A 15714-nucleotide genomic window follows, 5' to 3' on the forward strand; every position below is an offset into this window, starting at 1 on the left:
AGGTCCATCACACTGTACATCGCGTGCCGTATGCACGACGCCGGACCAAACGCAAAACGGCGCCCCGAGGGGACGCCGCTCCATGGTCCGGGCCGGCAGGATCACTCCGCCGCCAACTGCTCCATCACCTCATCGCTGGCCTCGAAATTCGTCGTGACGTTCTGCACGTCATCGTCATCCTCCAGCGCGTCGATCAGCTTCATCAGCTTCTGCATCGCTTCCAGGTCCAGCTCAGTCGTGGTCGTGGGCCGCCAGACCAGCTTGGTTTCGTCACTCTCGCCCAGCTCCGCCTCCAGCGCGGTGCTGACGTCGTTCAGATCGGTATCCGCACACCACACGGTATGCCCGTCCTCGCCCGATTCCACGTCCTCGGCCCCGGCCTCTATCGCGGCCATCATCACCGTATCGGCGTCGCCCGCGCCCGCCGGGTAGGTGACCTGCCCCTTGCGTTCGAACATGAACCCGACAGAACCAGTCTCGCCCAGGTTCCCGCCATGCTTGGTGAAGGTCGAGCGGACCGTGCTGGCGGTACGGTTGCGGTTGTCGGTCATCGCCTCGACAATCACCGCCACGCCGTTGGGACCATAGCCCTCATAGCGAATTTCCTCGTAATCCTCGCCGTCGCCCGCGACCGATTTCTTGATCGCCCGGTCGATATTGTCGTTCGGCATCGACTGCGACTTGGCCTGCTTGATCGCAAGGCGCAGGCGCGGGTTCTTGTCGGGGTCCGGATCGCCCATTTTGGCGGCAATCGTTATCTCCTTGGAAAATTTGGAGAAAAGCTTTGCCCGCTGGGCATCCTGACGCCCCTTGCGGTGCTGAATATTCGCCCATTTTGAGTGGCCGGCCATGACGCGCCTCCGATGACATGTGTAAAGTTCACGCCTCTATAAATCAGGCGCGGGCCGCTGTGCAATCCCGGCAATCGACTGTTGCGCCGCCGCCCGTTGCCTCTAGGCTGGCCGGACGGGCCGCGCCCGTCAGACCGCTCCGGAAAGACCTCGCCCAGATGACCCAGGACCAGATCATACTCTTCGCGCTTTTCGGCGGCGTGTTCGCGCTACTGCTCTGGGGCCGCTACCGCTACGATATCGTCGCGTTCGGCGCGCTGATGCTCGGCGTGGTGCTGGGTGTCGTGCCCACCGAGCAGGCCTTTACCGGCTTCGGTCACCCGGCAACGATCATCGTGGCCCTCGTCCTCGTTGTCTCCGCCGGTCTGGTACGCTCGGGCGCGGTCTTTCTCATTACCCGGACGCTGGTCGACAGCTCGCGCAGCCTCGGCGCGCATATCACCATCATGGGCGGCATCGGCGGCGTGCTCTCGGCCTTCATGAACAACGTCGCGGCACTGGCCCTGCTGATGCCCGTCGATGTCCAGACCGCGCGCAAGGCCAAGCGATCTCCGGGGCTCAGCCTCATGCCGCTTTCCTTTGCCACGATCCTTGGCGGCATGGTCACACTTATCGGCACGCCCCCCAACATCATCATCGCCGGCATCCGCGAGGACGCCTTGGGGCAATCCTACTCCATGTTCGACTTTGCCCCCGTCGGCGCCGTCACCGCGCTTGCCGGTCTTGTCTTCGTCGCCCTCATCGGCTGGCGGCTCATTCCGGCCCGCGACGACAGCGGTCTGCACGCCGCCGAACTGGCCGATTACCTGGCCGAACTCACCATCCCCGAGGACAGCGCCCAGATCGGCAAGCGCCTCGCAGAGTTGCAGGAGGATGCCGACAGCAACGACGTCGCGCTTCTCGGCGTGGTGCGCGACGGCAAACGCCGCTATGGCCGTGCCCGCAACACCATTCTGCAAGCCGGCGACGCGCTGGTGATCGAGGCCACGCCCGACGCGCTGGATGAGTTCCGCTCCGCGCTGTCTCTCGCCTTTTCGGACTCCAAGCGCGAGGACAAGGTCCGCGCCGCCGGCGACGGGCTCGACATGATCGAGGTCGTGGTCCCCCGCGACGCGCGCATCGCCGGCCGTACGGCGCAGTCCGTGGGCCTGAATTGGCGTCAGCGCTCGGTATTGATGGGCATCTCCCGCCGCGGCCGCCAGATCCGCGAGCAAGTGCGCAAGACAACGATTCAACCGGGCGATATCCTCCTTCTGCTGGTCCCGCACGAAACCGGCTCGGACGTGACCGAGTGGCTGGGCTGCCTGCCGCTGGCCGAACGCGGGCTGAAAGTGACGCAGGACCGCAAGACTTGGGCTGCCATCGGCATCTTCGGTGCCGCCGTCGCCGCGGCCAGCTTTGGCCTGCTCTACCTGCCTATCGCGCTCGGGCTGGTGGTCATGGCCTATGTGCTGACGCGCATCGTCCCACCGTCGGAGCTCTACACCCATATCGAGTGGCCCGTGGTGGTGCTGCTCGGCTCGATGATCCCCCTGGGTGCCGCATTCGAAGAGGCGGGCGGCACCGCCCTGCTCGCGGGCGGCCTCGTCGACCTGACGGCAGGCTTCCCCGCCTGGGCGATCCTGACCGTGCTGATGGTGGTCACGATGACGCTCTCCGACGTGCTCAACAACACCGCGACCACCATCGTCGCCGCCCCCGTCGGCATCCAGATGGCCAGCACGCTCGACGTCTCGCCCGACCCGTTCCTGATGGCCGTCGCGGTGGCCGCGTCCTCGGCCTATCTCACGCCGATCGGGCACAAGAACAACACGCTGATCCTCGGCCCCGGCGGCTACGCCTTCGGGGATTACTGGCGCATGGGCCTGCCGCTCGAAATCATCGTGGTTGCCGTGTCCTTGCCGGCGATCCTGGTGTTCTGGCCGCTTTAGACGCCCGGCTTCAGCGGCAGTGCCGCGCGATCTCGCGCTCGCGCAGGCCCGTCTCGACCAGCAGGCACTTGTCCCGCGCAGCATAGTAATAGCCCCGCGCGTACCACATTACCGCATCGGGCTCGCTGCCATCTGATACCAGCCACGCGCCGCGCAGGTATTTCACCGCGTATTTCAGGTTGGTCTCAGGATTCAGCAGGTCGCTCGCCTGACCCTGGAACCCCATGCCCCGTGCCGTGGCGGGCAGGATCTGCATCATCCCCCAATACGGACCATTGCGCGCCTTGGGGCGGTAATCACTCTCGCGCTGCACCACCCGGTGCACCAGAGACCGCGGCACCTCGTAATTGTCGGCATACTGGTTGATCAGCGCCCGGATCTGCGGCGTCTCGTTGGGATAAAGCGGCGGGTTGTGCCGCGCTGGCGGCTCCGACGCCTCTTTAGCGCTGCATCCCGCAACCACGCACACCAGCATCAAGGCCATCAAACGCCGCATCAGAGAATCCCCCGGTTTTTCGGTCTTTTTCCCCAAGCCCCGGTCTCTGGCAAGCTTGCAGAATTCCGACGGGCGAGAATCCGCCATTTATATTTGGGCCGTCCTCTTGCAAACCACGCGGCCCATCCCATTTCACCGCCATCCGGGTGCGAGGCTCCGCCCGGCGGCTACGAAAGCGCGGAGTCGCGCCGAGAGTGCTTTCCTCCCCTTGGACCAACCCCATGCGCATCATAACCGCTGCAGTCGCGATCGCCGTCGCAACCCTCCCCGCCTTCGCAGATGAAACCGAGGGCCACGTCCTCGCCTTCGACCGCATCGACGGCATCATCGTTCTCACCGACAAGACCGTCTGGGAAGTGCCCACCGAGATCACCCTGCCCGAGGACCTCGGTCGCGGCGATCGCGTTCTCTTCGAGTACGACACCGCCGGCGAAGACGGCATGACAAAGCTTAACGCCGTCACGCGCCTGGCCACCGCGCTGCCCGAAGGCACCGACGGCGGCAGCTAAGCCTGGCATCCCGGGGCCGGCCTCACCCGGCCCCGGTTTGCGCAGACCGCGGTGGCCTCACGCCCACCCCACGGCGGCGCGATAGAGATGCCAGGTCGCATGACCCAGGACCGGCAGCACGACGATCAGCCCCAGGAATAGCGGCACCGTCCCGATCAGCATCAGGACAGCCACGATGGCACCCCACCTGGCCACTGTTGCCGGGTTCTTCTGCATCACCCGCAACGAGGTGGCGACCGCCACAGCCAGCCCGACCCGGCGGTCGATCAGCATCGGAAATGTCGTCAGGCTGACCGCCAGCACCATCACCGCAAAGACCGCGCCAACCGCCATGCCGACCGCGATCATCGTCCAGCCCGTCCCGGTCGTCAGCACATCCGTCACGAAACCCGACAGGCTCTGCGGGGGCTGTGGCCCCAGCGTCCAGTCATAGATCTTCATCGCCGCCAGCATCCAGATGATGAACACCCCCAGCAGGTACACCGCCATCACCAGCACCGGCCCGATATTCTCCGCCCGGATCACCGACAGCGCGGCGCTCCATCCCACGTCGTCGCGCTGCTCCGCCTGTCGGCTCATCTCGTATAGGCCGATCGCCACGATCGGCCCCAACAGCAGGAACCCCGCCGCCAGCGGAAACAGCATCGGTAACATCGCCCGGTGAAAGGCGAAGAACGACAGGCACAGCCCGATCGCCGGATAGATCATCACCAGGAACATCACGTCACTTCGAAAGCGGCTGAAATCGGCATAGCCCTTGCGCAGCGCCTCGCTCAGATCTCCGTGTGACAGCGACCTGGCCTTCGGCGTGGCGCCTGCCTCGCCGCTCAGCGCGACGGTGGCATCGCCCACCGACCGGCTCACGCCGGACACGCCCTGAAAGAACCATGAAAGTGGATTTCCGATAGTCTTGACCATGAGACACTCCCTTCCTCCATTCGGCCGGGCATCCCGGTCGGATTAGGTTCGGCGGGTCTCGTCACTTGGCGGAACACCCGCCTGTCTGGTCATCCTACCACAACCAAGGCGTGCAGGTGATCACTATTTAGGGACAGCGCCCGTCAGCGACGGCGCCCCTGACCTTTCACTGTTCCAGGAACACCCGAAGGTCCGGCAACCGCCTCACAGCGGCCAGATGAACGGGATCAGCGCACTGGCCAACACCCCCACGCTCAGGTTCAACGGCACGCCCACCTTCAGGAAATCGGTAAACTTGTAGCCTCCTGGCCCATAGACCAGCGTGTTGGTCTGGTACCCGATGGGCGTGGCGAAACTGGCCGAGGCCGCGACCATCACCGCCACCACAAGCGCCCGCGCGTCGATCCCCATCGCATCCGCCAGCCCGATGGCAATGGGCGTCACCACCACCGCTACCGCGTTGTTGCTCACCAGTTCCGTCAGGATCGAGGTCAGAAGGTAGATCGCCCAGACGATCAGGAAGGGCGGTAATGACGACAGCGCCGGCGCCACCGCATTCACGATCAGCTGCACCGCCCCCGACGCATCCAGCGCCGCCCCGATGGCCAGCATCGAAAAGATCAGCGCCAGCAGCCGCCCCTCGACAAAGGAAAACGCCTCCTCCGCATCGATGCAGCGCGACAACAGCACCACAGCCAGCGCGATCACCGTCAGCGCCAGGATCGGCGCCACGCCCAGGGCGGCCAGGATCACGATCCCCGCCAGGGCCGCCAGCGCCACCGGCGCGTGCCCCCGCCGGAACGCCTTGGCCGACGGATGGCTGACGTCAACCAAGTCCATTTCGCCCGCCAGCCGCTTGATGTCCTCCGGCGCGCCTTCCAGCAGCAGCGTGTCGCCCACCCGCACGATCAGGTCGTCCAGTTGCCGCCCGATATTCTGGTTCCGCCGGTGCACCGCAAGCGGATAGACCCCGAACCGCCGCCTCAAGCGTAGCGATCCCAGGCTGCGCGCCACCATCTTGCACCCCGGCGTGATCAGGACCTCTACCGTTGTCGTCTCCACCTGCGACACCTGGTCGACGCGCTTCAGCTCCTTGTTGCGCTGCAGGCTCAGCAGCTCGGTCATCTGCGTGCGCAGCACCACCCGGTCGCCCACCTGCAACTCCACTCCCTGCAAGTTCCGCCTCAGCGAGATATCGCCCCGCACCACATCCACCAGCCGCACGCCCTCGCGCTTGAACAGCTGCACGCCGGTCACTTCCCGGCCAATCAGGTTGCTCTCCGGCGGGATCACCGCCTCGGTGAAGAACTTCATCTTCGAGCGGTCCGACAGCATGTCCGCCATGCTCTCGCGCTCCGGCAACAGGCGCGGCGCGATCAAATACAGGTACACCGCGCCCCAGGCCACCAGGCACAGCGCCAGCGGCGTCACCTCGAAAATCCCGAAAGGCTCCATCCCCTGCGACCGCGCCACGCCGTCGACCAGCAGATTTGTCGAGGTCCCGATCAGCGTCAGCGTCCCGCCCAGAATGGCCGCGTAACTCAACGGGATCAGCATCTTCGAGGCCGTCACCCCCAACGTCCGCGCCAGTTGCACGAAGATCGGGATCATAACCACGACCACCGGCGTATTGTTCATGAAGGCCGAGCCGAAGACCACGAAGACCATCAGCAACCCGATCGCCAGCTTGGGGTTCACCTTGGCCTGCCGGTCCGCCACCGTCGTGAACGCGTCCAGCGCGCCCGTGCGCACCAGCGCCCCCATCACCACGAACATCCCGGCGATGGTCCAGGGCGCGGGATTGGACAGCACGTCGAGGCCCGCATCATAAGGCAGCACCCCCAGCGCCAGCAGCACCGCCGCCCCGCTCAGCGCGACCACCTCTGTAGGATAGACCTCGCGTATGAACAGCACGAACATCACCGCGACCACACCCAGCGCGACCAGCGGCTGGGCGCCCTGCGAAAGTTCAATGAATTGCATCAGCTCTGCCCGTCCCGGTCCGATGTCATCCCAGCTTCGGCATTCTCATCTATCACGCGCCCCGGCACAAGAACCCGTGCGGCCCGGGGCTGCACCAGGAACATCCCAAGCATCATCACACCCAGCGCCAGCCAGACCCAGATCGAATAGCTCTCGCCCAAGAGCGTCATCGACCACAGCACGCCCGCCGCCGTCACCATGTACGATGTCTGCGCCGAGAAGACCGACCCGGCATGGCCCACCATCCACACGTAAGAGGCATAGACCAGCGCGTGCAGCCCCGCCGCCCCCAGCAGCGCCAGCTCCGGCATACCCACACCCTCCAGCGGGTTGATCCACTGCCCCGTACCCACCGCGACGGGCAGCGCCACGACCGCCCCGATCATTGATGCACCGATGATCACCTGCATCGGGTCCAGGCCCTGCGTGCCCCATTTCGCCACCAGGTTGCCTTCGGTCGCGTAAAGTGCCGGCGCACACAGCGCCACCAGAACGAACAGCGCCGATGTGCCCGTGGGCAGGCTCGCCTCCGGCCCCACCAACAGGACGATGCCCCCCAGCCCCAGCATCACGCCCCAAAGCCGCTGCCACTCGAAGGTCTCGTTGCCCATCAGCACAGCGATCGGCAACGAGAACATGGCGACCGAGGCGATCACGATCGACATCACCCCGCCCGACAGCTGGGCCGCCGCTGTGTAAAAGAAGATATCCGGCAAGACCGCCCCGCACAGCGCCACCATCAGGAACAGCCGCAGGTAGGCCCGTGCGAAGACAGGCCTGCGCCCCCGCAAAAGCGTCACCGCGCCCAGGCAAACCACCACGATGATCAGCTGCCAGAAGATCAGGCCGAAGGGCTGGTGCCCGGTGCTCACCGCAATCTTGCTCAGCGGAATCGACAGGCCCCACCCCAGCCCCATGGCAACCAGAGCGGCATAAAGCCCGAGGGTCCGCCTCATGGACCGCTGGCCGCCAGCCGCCCGCCCTCGCGGACCATCTCAACCCGGACCGCTTTTCCGGTGGCGTCGTCCGTCTCCACGTACAGCCCGCACAAGGTCACCTCGCCCATGGCCGGCGTGAATCGCTCCTTGCCCATCCCGGTCACGAAGCGCCGCATCGGCTCGGTCTTGTCCATGCCGATCACGCTCAGGTAATCGCCGCACATGCCCGCATCCGACTGAAAGGCCGTGCCGCCCGGCAGGATCTGCGCATCGGCGGTGGGCACATGGGTGTGGCTGCCCACGACGATGCTTGCGCGCCCATCGCAGTAATGCCCCATGCCCATCTTCTCGCTGGTGGCCTCGCAATGGATGTCGATCAGGCTGGCCTGCACCGCGCCGCCCGGCACATGCGTCCGCATCACCGTGTCCACGGCGCTGAACGGGTCGTCAAAGGCCCGTTTCATGAATACTTGCCCCAGCACCTGCGCCACCAGCACCTTGCGCCCCCGCGCATCGGAAAAGACGGCCGAACCGCGCCCCGGCGCGCCCTTGGCAAAGTTCAGGGGCCGCACGATCCGCGGCTCGCCCTCAATATATTGCAGCATGTCCTTCTGGTCGAACGCGTGATCGCCCAGCGTCAGGCAATCCGCGCCCGCCTCCAGCAAGGCCTTGGCATGTGCCCCGCTCAGCCCCATCCCGCCGGTGGCGTTCTCGCCGTTGACCACGACGAAATCCACCTTCCACGCCTCGCGCAGGCCCGGCAAACGCTCCGCGACGGCCTGCCGCCCGGCCCGGCCCATCACGTCTCCAAGATACAAAATCTTCATGGCAAAACTGGTAGAGACACCGCTTCCAAAGGGCAAGGGCCAGCGATGCCCGACCGCCGTCCCGGGCTTGACCCGGGACCTCGCACCTCCTCGCGCCGCCCGACCTCAGCCCGACACAACCTCGTAGCGCGTCTCAAAGACAATAGGAAACGCCACCGACCGCGCCACGAAACAGACCTCGTGAATGCGCCCATGGATCGCATCCGCCGCCTCAAGGTCGGTGCCCTCCGGCACCGTGATCACCGGGCGCAGCACGGCCCGCGTGAACCGCCCCTTGCCCGAGCGCTCGACTTCCGCCTCTCCCAGCGGATCTTCAACATATCCCTGCACCGCGATCCCCGCGTCGCTGGCGAAGTGCAGGTACCACAGCATGTGGCACGCACTCACCGTCGCCAGCAACAGGTCTTCGGGATTGTGCAGGTTTGGGTCTCCGCCCAGCATCGGATCATTCGAACACGCCACCACCGGCTTGCCCGGTGTCTCGATGTTCCACGTTCTGTCATAGCCCTTGTAAGTCCGGGTGCCCTCGCCCCGGTTGCCGGTCCAGACCACCTTGGCGGTGTAGTCATGGGTGTCCATGTTCATCTCCTTCCGGCAGGCGCGAGAGGTTTGCCGCGCGAGCGCCAGACCGCGGGATGGCGACCCAACAGTTGGTCAGGGCACTTTATCTCAACAACTTCCGCAAAACCTCAAATCAAATCGCCAGCGTCCCCCAATCGCCAGCCCGTCGCACCAAAGGTGCGCCGTATATAGTCGGCACGCCTTCGGCGTGACGGGCGGTCCCCCTTTCGGCGATTGCGTGCAATCGCCTTTCGGTCAGCGGACGATCGCGCGGCGACGCAGCAAGCTGCGCCTTGCTTCCGCGCGTTTAACAACATCGACCGCCGTGGTGCAAAAAGCCGCCCCCATCAGAACGAAATAACTTCTTTCTCCGTCACCACCATGTCCAGCGGCTGGTCCGTGGGCTCCAGCGGCAGCCCCTCGGCCTCCTGCGCCGCAAAGGCAAAGCCGATGGCCAGCGTCGCCCGCTTGCCCCTCAACAGCTCCAGCGTCCGGTCGTAGAACCCCCCGCCATAACCCAGCCGACCGCCTTTCCGGTCGAACGCCACCAAAGGCACGATCAGGATCTCCGGCTCGAAGAAATCGTCGACCTCAGGCACCTTTGCCCCGAACGGCCCATCGCGTAGCGCCCCGCCCGGCTCCCAGCGCGAGAACTTCAACGGCAACCCCTCGCCTTCGATCACCGGCACGCCAACGGCGCCATGCGCCGTCGCCTCGCTCATCGCCGGCAACGGGTCGATCTCGGTGCGAATGGGCATGTATCCGGCCAGCGGCACGCCGCGATACCCGGCAAGAACGCCAGACAACAGGCCCGCCCCGGCGCCTTCTGCCGCGTCAAACGCAGCCTTGCGCCGCGCGAACGCCGCCTTTCGCGCCGCCGCCTTCACCTCCGCCAGGTCGCTCACAGCAGCACCACCGCCGCAAGGCCCAGGAAGGCGAAAAAGCCCACCACGTCCGTCACCGTCGTCACGAACGCGCCCGAGGCCAGCGCCGGATCAACGCCCACCCGGTCCAGCACCACCGGAATGACCGTGCCCGCCAGCCCGGCCATCACCAGGTTGATCACCATCGCAGCGCCTATGACGTAGCCCAGCTCCGGCCCGCCGAACCACAGCACGCCCACGATCCCCATCACCACGGCAAAGATCAGGCCATTGACCAGCCCCACCAGCACCTCGCGCCGGATGAACCGCCACACGTTCGATCCTGTAAGGTCCTTCGTCGCAATCGCCCGCACCGCCACGGTCAGGCTCTGCGTGCCCGCGTTGCCGCCCATCGACGCCACGATCGGCATCAAGACCGCCAGCGCCACGATCTGCGCAATCGCCGCCTCGAACTGCGCGATCACAAGGGACGCCATGATCGCCGTCACAAGGTTCACCGCCAACCAGGGAAACCGCCGCTTGGTGGTGCTGATGACCCGGTCGCTCAACGATCCTTCCTCGCTCACACCGGCCAGCCTCAGGATGTCCTCCTCGTGTTCCTCGTCCAGAACGGCCATGGCGTCGTCGATGGTGATCACCCCCACCAGCCGCTCGTCCTCGTCCACCACCGGGGCGGAAATCAGGTGATACTGGTTGAACGCATAGGCCACGTCGCCCTCGTATTGCTCGGCGGGAATGACATGAAACGTCTCTTCCACCAGCGAACTCAGCATCACCTCCCGCCGCGACGCCATCAGCTTGCCCAGCGTCACGTTGCCCACCGGCTTCAGCCGCGGGTCCACCAGCACGATATGATAGAACTGGTCCGGCAGATCATCCTGGTCGCGCAGGTAATCGATCGCCTCGCCCACATTCCAGTGCTCCGGCGCCATCACCACCTCGCGCTGCATCAGGCGCCCGGCGGAATATTCAGGGTAACTCAGTGACTGCTGCACCAGCGTCCGGTCACTGTCCTCCAGAACCCCCAGGATCTCCGCAGCGCGGCTTTCCTCCATGTCCTCGACCAGGTCGACCACATCGTCCGACTCAAGGTCACGCACCGCGTTGGTCAGAACCTCCGGCGACAGGATCGAGATCACCTCCTCGCGGATCGTCTCGTCCAGTTCCGTCAGCACGTCGCCGTCGAACTCGTGTCCGTAAAGCTCGATCAGCCGGCGGCGGTCGAAGGAATTGATCTGCTCCAGAAGGTCGGCGATGTCGGCGGGGTGGAACGGCTCCAGCTCCTGCCACAGCATCGCCTGGTCCCCGATATCCACGGCATACATGATCCGGCCCACGGCCTTCTGATCCAGCACATAGGCGCTGTCCTCGCGCTCAGGCTCCCGCTCGGGTTCGGGCACCTGCGCGGGCTCGCGTTCTTCGGTCACGTCGTCCTGCTGGTTTTCGGTCATCGCGCGCTCCCAGGTTCTGCGGCACATGTAGGACGAAGCGCGGGGAAATCACAACGCGATATGCAGCATTTACGCCGCCGTTCACGACTTCTATCCTTCTCACGACCAGCCCCGAGGAAACCATCCCGCATGACCACCCAGCGCATCCTGACCGGGCAAGTCCTCTGCTTCACCCGCTCACCGTTCGAAGGCGATCCCGCCGGCGCCGCCTGCCTCGACGAGGCTGTCCTGATCGAAAACGGCCTCATCTCCCGTACAGGGCCTTTGGCAGACCTGCGCGCCGCCGCTCCGGACGCCCGTATCGAGCGCTACGACGACCACCTCATCTCGCCCGGCTTCATCGACGCCCACGCGCATTATCCCCAGACCGCCATCATCGCCAGCTGGGGCAAACGCCTGCGCGATTGGCTGGAAACCTACACCTTCCCCGAGGAAATGCGCCTTTCCGATCCAGCCTATGCACGCGAGACAGCAAACCGCTACCTCGACCTGACGCTGGCCAATGGCACCACCACCGTCGCCACGTTCTGCACCTCCCACGCCCACAGCGCCGACGCCTTCTTTCAGGCCGCGCATATCCGCAACCTCCGCGCTGTCGCCGGCAAAACCTGCATGGATCGCAACGCCCCCGCCGCGTTGCTGGACACAGCCCGATCCGCCTATGACGACAGCGCCGCACTCATTGCCCGGTGGCACGGCACCGACCGGCTGACCTACGCCATCAGCCCGCGCTTCTCGCCCACCTCGACGCCAGATCAGCTCTCCGCCCTCGGTGCGCTCTGGGCCGAACACCCCACCTGCCTGATGCAAACGCATCTTTCCGAGCAGATCGAGGAAATCGACTGGGTCAAATCCCTCTTTCCCACGGCGCGCGATTATCTCGACACCTACGAGACCCACGGCCTCCTCGGCGCGCGCGGACTCTACGGCCACGCCATCCACCTCACCCCCTTGGAACGCGCCCGCCTGTCCGAGGTCGGCGCGGCGCTCATCCACTGCCCCACCTCCAACACTTTCATCGGCTCCGGCCTTTTCGATATCGCCGCGCGCTTCAATGACGGCCACCGCATCGGCCTTGCCACCGACACCGGCGGCGGCTCGTCCTTCTCGATGCTGCGCACCATGGCGGCGGCCTACGAGATCGGCCAACTCACCGGCACCGCCCTGCATCCTGCCCAGCTCTGGTGGCTGGCGACGGCAGGCAGCGCCGACGCCCTGCACGTGTCCGACTGCATCGGCACCATCGCCCCGGGGATGGAGGCTGACCTCATCGCCATCGACCTCGCCTCGACGCCGGCAATCACCCAACGCGCGAACACGGCGAACGACATCTGGCAAGCTGTCTTCCCCACGATCATGATGGGCGACGACCGTGCAATCGCGCAGGTCTGGGTGATGGGAGAGCCGCAATCGTAGGGTGGGGTTACCCCCCACCATTCGAACCCCGCCACTCTGAGGCCAGTCGGTAAAGGAAAATGCCTGGCGCTGAACTACCCCGGTTTCAGCGCTCCGCGCTTCCGCATAAGGGAACATGGTGCGGGTGAAGGGACTTGAACCCCCACGCCTTGCGGCGCCAGAACCTAAATCTGGTGCGTCTACCAATTCCGCCACACCCGCATCGAGCCGCGTCTTAGCAAAGCCTTCGGATGGATGCGAGGACAATTTCCCCCGCAACACATCCACCAAATATGCCCAGCCCTTGAACAAAACGCGCGACATTAACGAAATCTTGACGTATGGTGATAAAAAATCTGAGGCAGAAAACAGAGCGAGATAGCCCATGGAACCGAAAACGGTCGGGGGCACAGGCGGGATAAATCCGTCCGGGGCCAAAGCGCAGGCCAGCGGCTTTGCCGCCGGTGCAGTTATCATGACATTGGACGGCGAGAAAACGGTGGAAGATCTCCGCCCCGGGGACCGCGTGATCACGCGCGACACCGGCATGGCCATCCTGAAGGACATCCCGGTTCAAACCCTGCGCACCCGGGCGATCCGCGTTCAGGCTGGATCGCTCGGTCACACCCGCCCCGTGCGCGACGTCCTGCTTCCCGCAGGCCAATCCCTGCTGATCCGCGATTGGCGGGCAGAGGCGATGTTCGGCTCCAAGCGCGCCGTGGTACAGATCTCGCAGCTTGTCGACGGCGAATTCATCACCGACGAGGGCGAGGCGGACCTGACACTCTATACTCTCGATTTCGACACGCCCCACATCGTCTATGTCGACGGGCTCGAAGTGGCCAGCACCACCGATATCGAAGCGCTGTCCAAAGCCGCGTGACCCTGTCCCGGGCCTGAACCGGGACCTCACACGCCCAATGCGCGCAACACCTTCGGCAACTCTTCCGGCAGATCCTCGGCGATCAGGCCCGGACCGAAAGAGCGGGCGCATTCCACATGTAACCATGCCCCTGTCTCCGCGGCCTGCATCGGCGCAAAGCCTCGCGCCAACAGCCCGGCAATGAACCCGGCCAGCACGTCCCCTGCCCCCGCCGTCGCCAGCCAGGGTGCAGACCGTTCATACTGGGCAGAGGTGATCGAACAGCGACCATCGGGATCGGCGATCACCGTATCCGGCCCTTTGAACAACACGACACATCCTGCCCTGTTCGCCGCCGCGCGCGTCGCATCCACCTTGGAATAGGCCGGGCCACTGGTGGGCGCCGCGTTCAGCTTCTCGGCAACATCCGGGAACAGCCGCGCGAACTCTCCGGCATGCGGGGTCAGAACACTTTGCTCATGCAACATGCCGAACAGCGTTTCCGGCTGCTCTGCAAACGCCGTCAGCGCATCCGCATCCAGCACCACCGACCGTGTAGGGTGGGTTTCCAACCCACCCCCCGCAAGCGCCGCCGGCACCAACTCGCGCGCCCGCTCGACGCCCAGCCCCGGCCCCAGGCAGACCGCATTCAACCGCCCGTCCTCCAGCACCGCTGCCAGCCCGTCGCCACCCTCGGCCCGACGCAGCATGATCGACGTCACGTGACACGCCACCTCCTGTTGCGCATTCGGCGGTACGCCCAGTGTTACCAGCCCCGCCCCGATCCTCAGCGCCCCGCGCGCCGCCAGCCGTGCGGCCCCGGTGCGCCCCGCGCCTCCTGACAGAACCAGCGCATGTCCGTGGCCATATTTGTGCGACGTCGCCGCCTTGCGCAGTCGCCCACCGGGCACCCGGTCCACCAACCGCACAACCCCGTCCGGCGCGGCATCTTGGGAGAGCCCGATGCTCTTGACCACCAGCTTGCCCGCCTGTTGTGCCCCGCGTGACAGATAATGCCCCAGCTTGGCCTCATGGAAACTTACCGTCAGATCTGCGTTCGCAAAGGTACCCATTGCGCGACCGCTGTCGGCGCAAAGCCCTGAGGGTATGTCCACAGCCACGGTGCGAACATGTCTCGACTCTCGAAATCCATCGAACGCCACCAAAACCTGCGCAAGTCCCCCTTCCACGGGCCGGGAGAGTCCTGTTCCGAACACGGCATCCACGAAAAGGTCGGATTTTTCCCGATGCTCAATGTCGCGACTCATGTCGCCAACCTTCCCCATCGCCGACCACCGCTGGTAATTCACACGTGCGTCCGGAGGCAGCTTGGCGGGGTCACCATAGAGAAACACCTCCACGTCCCAGCCCCACTCCTTCAACAACCGCGCCACGACGAACCCGTCGCCGCCATTGTTCCCCGGTCCGCACAGTACCACCGCCCGGTGCGGTGCCGCGGCCAAATCTGGCCACTCTTCGAATACTGCGGCGACCACGCCGCGCCCGGCGCGTTCCATCAGGTCCAGCCCGGTCGCCTCGCCCGACGCAATCGCGGCTTCTTCGATGGCGCGCATCTGGGCCGCGGTAAGCAATTCGGTCATTCCCGCTCCTTTTCGATTCATTTCCGCGCAAAAATAAGCCAACACGCCTAAATTTTAATCACCCAAAAGGTTCGCCCTGCCACAACTCCGCCCGAGCCTCCTATCCGATTGTGCCGCGTTAACAGAAATGATCTGCAAAGTCCGCAAGTCAGTCGGAGGAGTCGACCCATGAAAAAAATCGAGGCGATCATCAAGCCTTTCAAGCTCGATGAAGTGAAAGAAGCGCTTCAAGAGGTGGGTGTACAAGGCCTCTCGGTGATCGAAGTCAAGGGCTTCGGCCGCCAGAAGGGCCACACCGAGCTCTATCGCGGTGCGGAATATGTCGTCGATTTCCTGCCCAAAGTGAAAATCGACGTCGTGCTGGACGACGATCAGGTCGACGCCGCCATCGAGGCCATCGTCGATGCCGCCAAGACCGACAAGATCGGTGACGGCAAGATCTTCGTCAGCCCCGTCGAACAAGCCATCCGCATCCGCACCGGCGAGTCCGGTTCGGACGCGCTGTAA

Annotated in this window: 15 protein-coding genes and 1 tRNA gene; 5 read left to right on the plus strand and 11 right to left on the minus strand. The window is 65.0% G+C overall.

Annotated features, from left to right (window positions below; all coding sequences use genetic code 11):
• Window positions 1-101: 101 nt before the first annotated feature.
• Window positions 102-851, minus strand: a complete 750-nt coding sequence (locus C2I35_RS15645) for a YebC/PmpR family DNA-binding transcriptional regulator (RefSeq protein WP_103763993.1) — start codon at window positions 849-851, stop codon at window positions 102-104.
• A gap of 158 nt (window positions 852-1009) precedes the next feature.
• Here C2I35_RS15645 and C2I35_RS15650 point away from each other — a divergent pair, with 158 nt between their 5' ends.
• Entirely contained in the window at window positions 1010-2782 is a 1773-nt protein-coding gene (locus C2I35_RS15650) for an SLC13 family permease (RefSeq protein ID WP_103763994.1), read from the plus strand.
• A gap of 10 nt (window positions 2783-2792) precedes the next feature.
• On the opposite strand, the gene C2I35_RS15655 is transcribed toward C2I35_RS15650, so the two are convergent.
• The gene (locus C2I35_RS15655) at window positions 2793-3278 is read right to left on the minus strand and encodes a lytic transglycosylase domain-containing protein (protein WP_245890510.1); all 486 of its coding nucleotides are present in this window, start codon (window positions 3276-3278) and stop codon (window positions 2793-2795) included.
• A gap of 221 nt (window positions 3279-3499) precedes the next feature.
• Between C2I35_RS15655 and C2I35_RS15660 the strand changes: the two genes are divergently transcribed.
• Window positions 3500-3787: a hypothetical protein gene (locus tag C2I35_RS15660; protein WP_103763995.1), complete on the plus strand. Its 288-nt coding sequence runs from the start codon at window positions 3500-3502 to the stop codon at window positions 3785-3787.
• Window positions 3788-3844: 57 nt separating this feature from the next.
• On the opposite strand, the gene C2I35_RS15665 is transcribed toward C2I35_RS15660, so the two are convergent.
• The 7 genes from C2I35_RS15665 to mgtE all read right to left on the minus strand — a co-directional run bounded on the left by C2I35_RS15665 (window position 3845) and on the right by mgtE (window position 11349).
• A complete protein-coding gene (locus C2I35_RS15665) occupies window positions 3845-4705 on the minus strand; it encodes a DUF2189 domain-containing protein (RefSeq protein ID WP_103763996.1) in 861 nt (286 codons plus the stop codon).
• A 204-nt stretch (window positions 4706-4909) separates the two neighbouring features.
• Entirely contained in the window at window positions 4910-6688 is a 1779-nt protein-coding gene (locus C2I35_RS15670; protein ID WP_103763997.1) for an SLC13 family permease, read from the minus strand.
• Complete coding sequence (locus C2I35_RS15675; protein WP_103763998.1) at window positions 6688-7644, minus strand: DMT family transporter; 957 nt, start codon at window positions 7642-7644, stop codon at window positions 6688-6690. Before C2I35_RS15675 ends, C2I35_RS15670 begins: the two co-directional genes overlap by 1 nt.
• Entirely contained in the window at window positions 7641-8453 is an 813-nt protein-coding gene (locus C2I35_RS15680; RefSeq protein WP_103763999.1) for a TIGR00282 family metallophosphoesterase, read from the minus strand. Before C2I35_RS15680 ends, C2I35_RS15675 begins: the two co-directional genes overlap by 4 nt.
• A 105-nt stretch (window positions 8454-8558) precedes the next feature.
• Complete coding sequence (locus C2I35_RS15685) at window positions 8559-9032, minus strand: OsmC family protein (protein ID WP_103764000.1); 474 nt, start codon at window positions 9030-9032, stop codon at window positions 8559-8561.
• Between the two features lie 329 nt (window positions 9033-9361).
• Window positions 9362-9919, minus strand: a complete 558-nt coding sequence (locus C2I35_RS15690) for a 5-formyltetrahydrofolate cyclo-ligase (protein ID WP_103764001.1) — start codon at window positions 9917-9919, stop codon at window positions 9362-9364.
• Window positions 9916-11349 (minus strand): magnesium transporter, encoded by a 1434-nt coding sequence (gene mgtE, locus C2I35_RS15695; RefSeq protein WP_103764095.1) that lies wholly within the window; start codon window positions 11347-11349, stop codon window positions 9916-9918. Before mgtE ends, C2I35_RS15690 begins: the two co-directional genes overlap by 4 nt.
• A 129-nt stretch (window positions 11350-11478) precedes the next feature.
• On the opposite strand from mgtE, the gene guaD reads away from it, so the two are divergent.
• A complete protein-coding gene (gene guaD / locus C2I35_RS15700) occupies window positions 11479-12765 on the plus strand; it encodes a guanine deaminase (protein ID WP_103764002.1) in 1287 nt (428 codons plus the stop codon).
• 116 nt (window positions 12766-12881) lie between these two features.
• Here the strand turns inward: guaD and C2I35_RS15705 are convergent.
• Window positions 12882-12966 (minus strand) — tRNA-Leu (locus C2I35_RS15705).
• Window positions 12967-13129: 163 nt separating this feature from the next.
• On the opposite strand from C2I35_RS15705, the gene C2I35_RS15710 reads away from it, so the two are divergent.
• The gene (locus C2I35_RS15710) at window positions 13130-13627 is read left to right on the plus strand and encodes a Hint domain-containing protein (protein ID WP_103764003.1); all 498 of its coding nucleotides are present in this window, start codon (window positions 13130-13132) and stop codon (window positions 13625-13627) included.
• A 26-nt stretch (window positions 13628-13653) separates the two neighbouring features.
• Here C2I35_RS15710 and C2I35_RS15715 read toward each other — a convergent pair whose 3' ends face one another.
• The gene (locus tag C2I35_RS15715) at window positions 13654-15207 is read right to left on the minus strand and encodes an NAD(P)H-hydrate dehydratase (RefSeq protein WP_103764004.1); all 1554 of its coding nucleotides are present in this window, start codon (window positions 15205-15207) and stop codon (window positions 13654-13656) included.
• Between the two features lie 168 nt (window positions 15208-15375).
• Between C2I35_RS15715 and C2I35_RS15720 the strand changes: the two genes are divergently transcribed.
• A complete protein-coding gene (locus tag C2I35_RS15720) occupies window positions 15376-15714 on the plus strand; it encodes a P-II family nitrogen regulator (RefSeq protein ID WP_103764005.1) in 339 nt (112 codons plus the stop codon).

Origin of the sequence: Roseovarius confluentis (assembly GCF_002917925.1) — a bacterium.
GTDB lineage: Bacteria > Pseudomonadota > Alphaproteobacteria > Rhodobacterales > Rhodobacteraceae > Roseovarius > Roseovarius confluentis.

Bases quoted from the DNA above. Each gene is read 5' to 3' on its own strand.
- C2I35_RS15645 (WP_103763993.1), bottom strand. From the start codon at position 851: ATGGCCGGCCACTCAAAATGGGCGAATATTCAGCACCGCAAGGGGCGT.
- C2I35_RS15650 (WP_103763994.1), top strand. From the start codon at position 1,010: ATGACCCAGGACCAGATCATACTCTTCGCGCTTTTCGGCGGCGTGTTC.
- C2I35_RS15655 (WP_245890510.1), bottom strand. From the start codon at position 3,278: ATGCGGCGTTTGATGGCCTTGATGCTGGTGTGCGTGGTTGCGGGATGC.
- C2I35_RS15660 (WP_103763995.1), top strand. From the start codon at position 3,500: ATGCGCATCATAACCGCTGCAGTCGCGATCGCCGTCGCAACCCTCCCC.
- C2I35_RS15665 (WP_103763996.1), bottom strand. From the start codon at position 4,705: ATGGTCAAGACTATCGGAAATCCACTTTCATGGTTCTTTCAGGGCGTG.
- C2I35_RS15670 (WP_103763997.1), bottom strand. From the start codon at position 6,688: ATGCAATTCATTGAACTTTCGCAGGGCGCCCAGCCGCTGGTCGCGCTG.
- C2I35_RS15675 (WP_103763998.1), bottom strand. From the start codon at position 7,644: ATGAGGCGGACCCTCGGGCTTTATGCCGCTCTGGTTGCCATGGGGCTG.
- C2I35_RS15680 (WP_103763999.1), bottom strand. From the start codon at position 8,453: ATGAAGATTTTGTATCTTGGAGACGTGATGGGCCGGGCCGGGCGGCAG.
- C2I35_RS15685 (WP_103764000.1), bottom strand. From the start codon at position 9,032: ATGGACACCCATGACTACACCGCCAAGGTGGTCTGGACCGGCAACCGG.
- mgtE (WP_103764095.1), bottom strand. From the start codon at position 11,349: ATGACCGAAAACCAGCAGGACGACGTGACCGAAGAACGCGAGCCCGCG.
- guaD (WP_103764002.1), top strand. From the start codon at position 11,479: ATGACCACCCAGCGCATCCTGACCGGGCAAGTCCTCTGCTTCACCCGC.
- C2I35_RS15710 (WP_103764003.1), top strand. From the start codon at position 13,130: ATGGAACCGAAAACGGTCGGGGGCACAGGCGGGATAAATCCGTCCGGG.
- C2I35_RS15715 (WP_103764004.1), bottom strand. From the start codon at position 15,207: ATGACCGAATTGCTTACCGCGGCCCAGATGCGCGCCATCGAAGAAGCC.
- C2I35_RS15720 (WP_103764005.1), top strand. From the start codon at position 15,376: ATGAAAAAAATCGAGGCGATCATCAAGCCTTTCAAGCTCGATGAAGTG.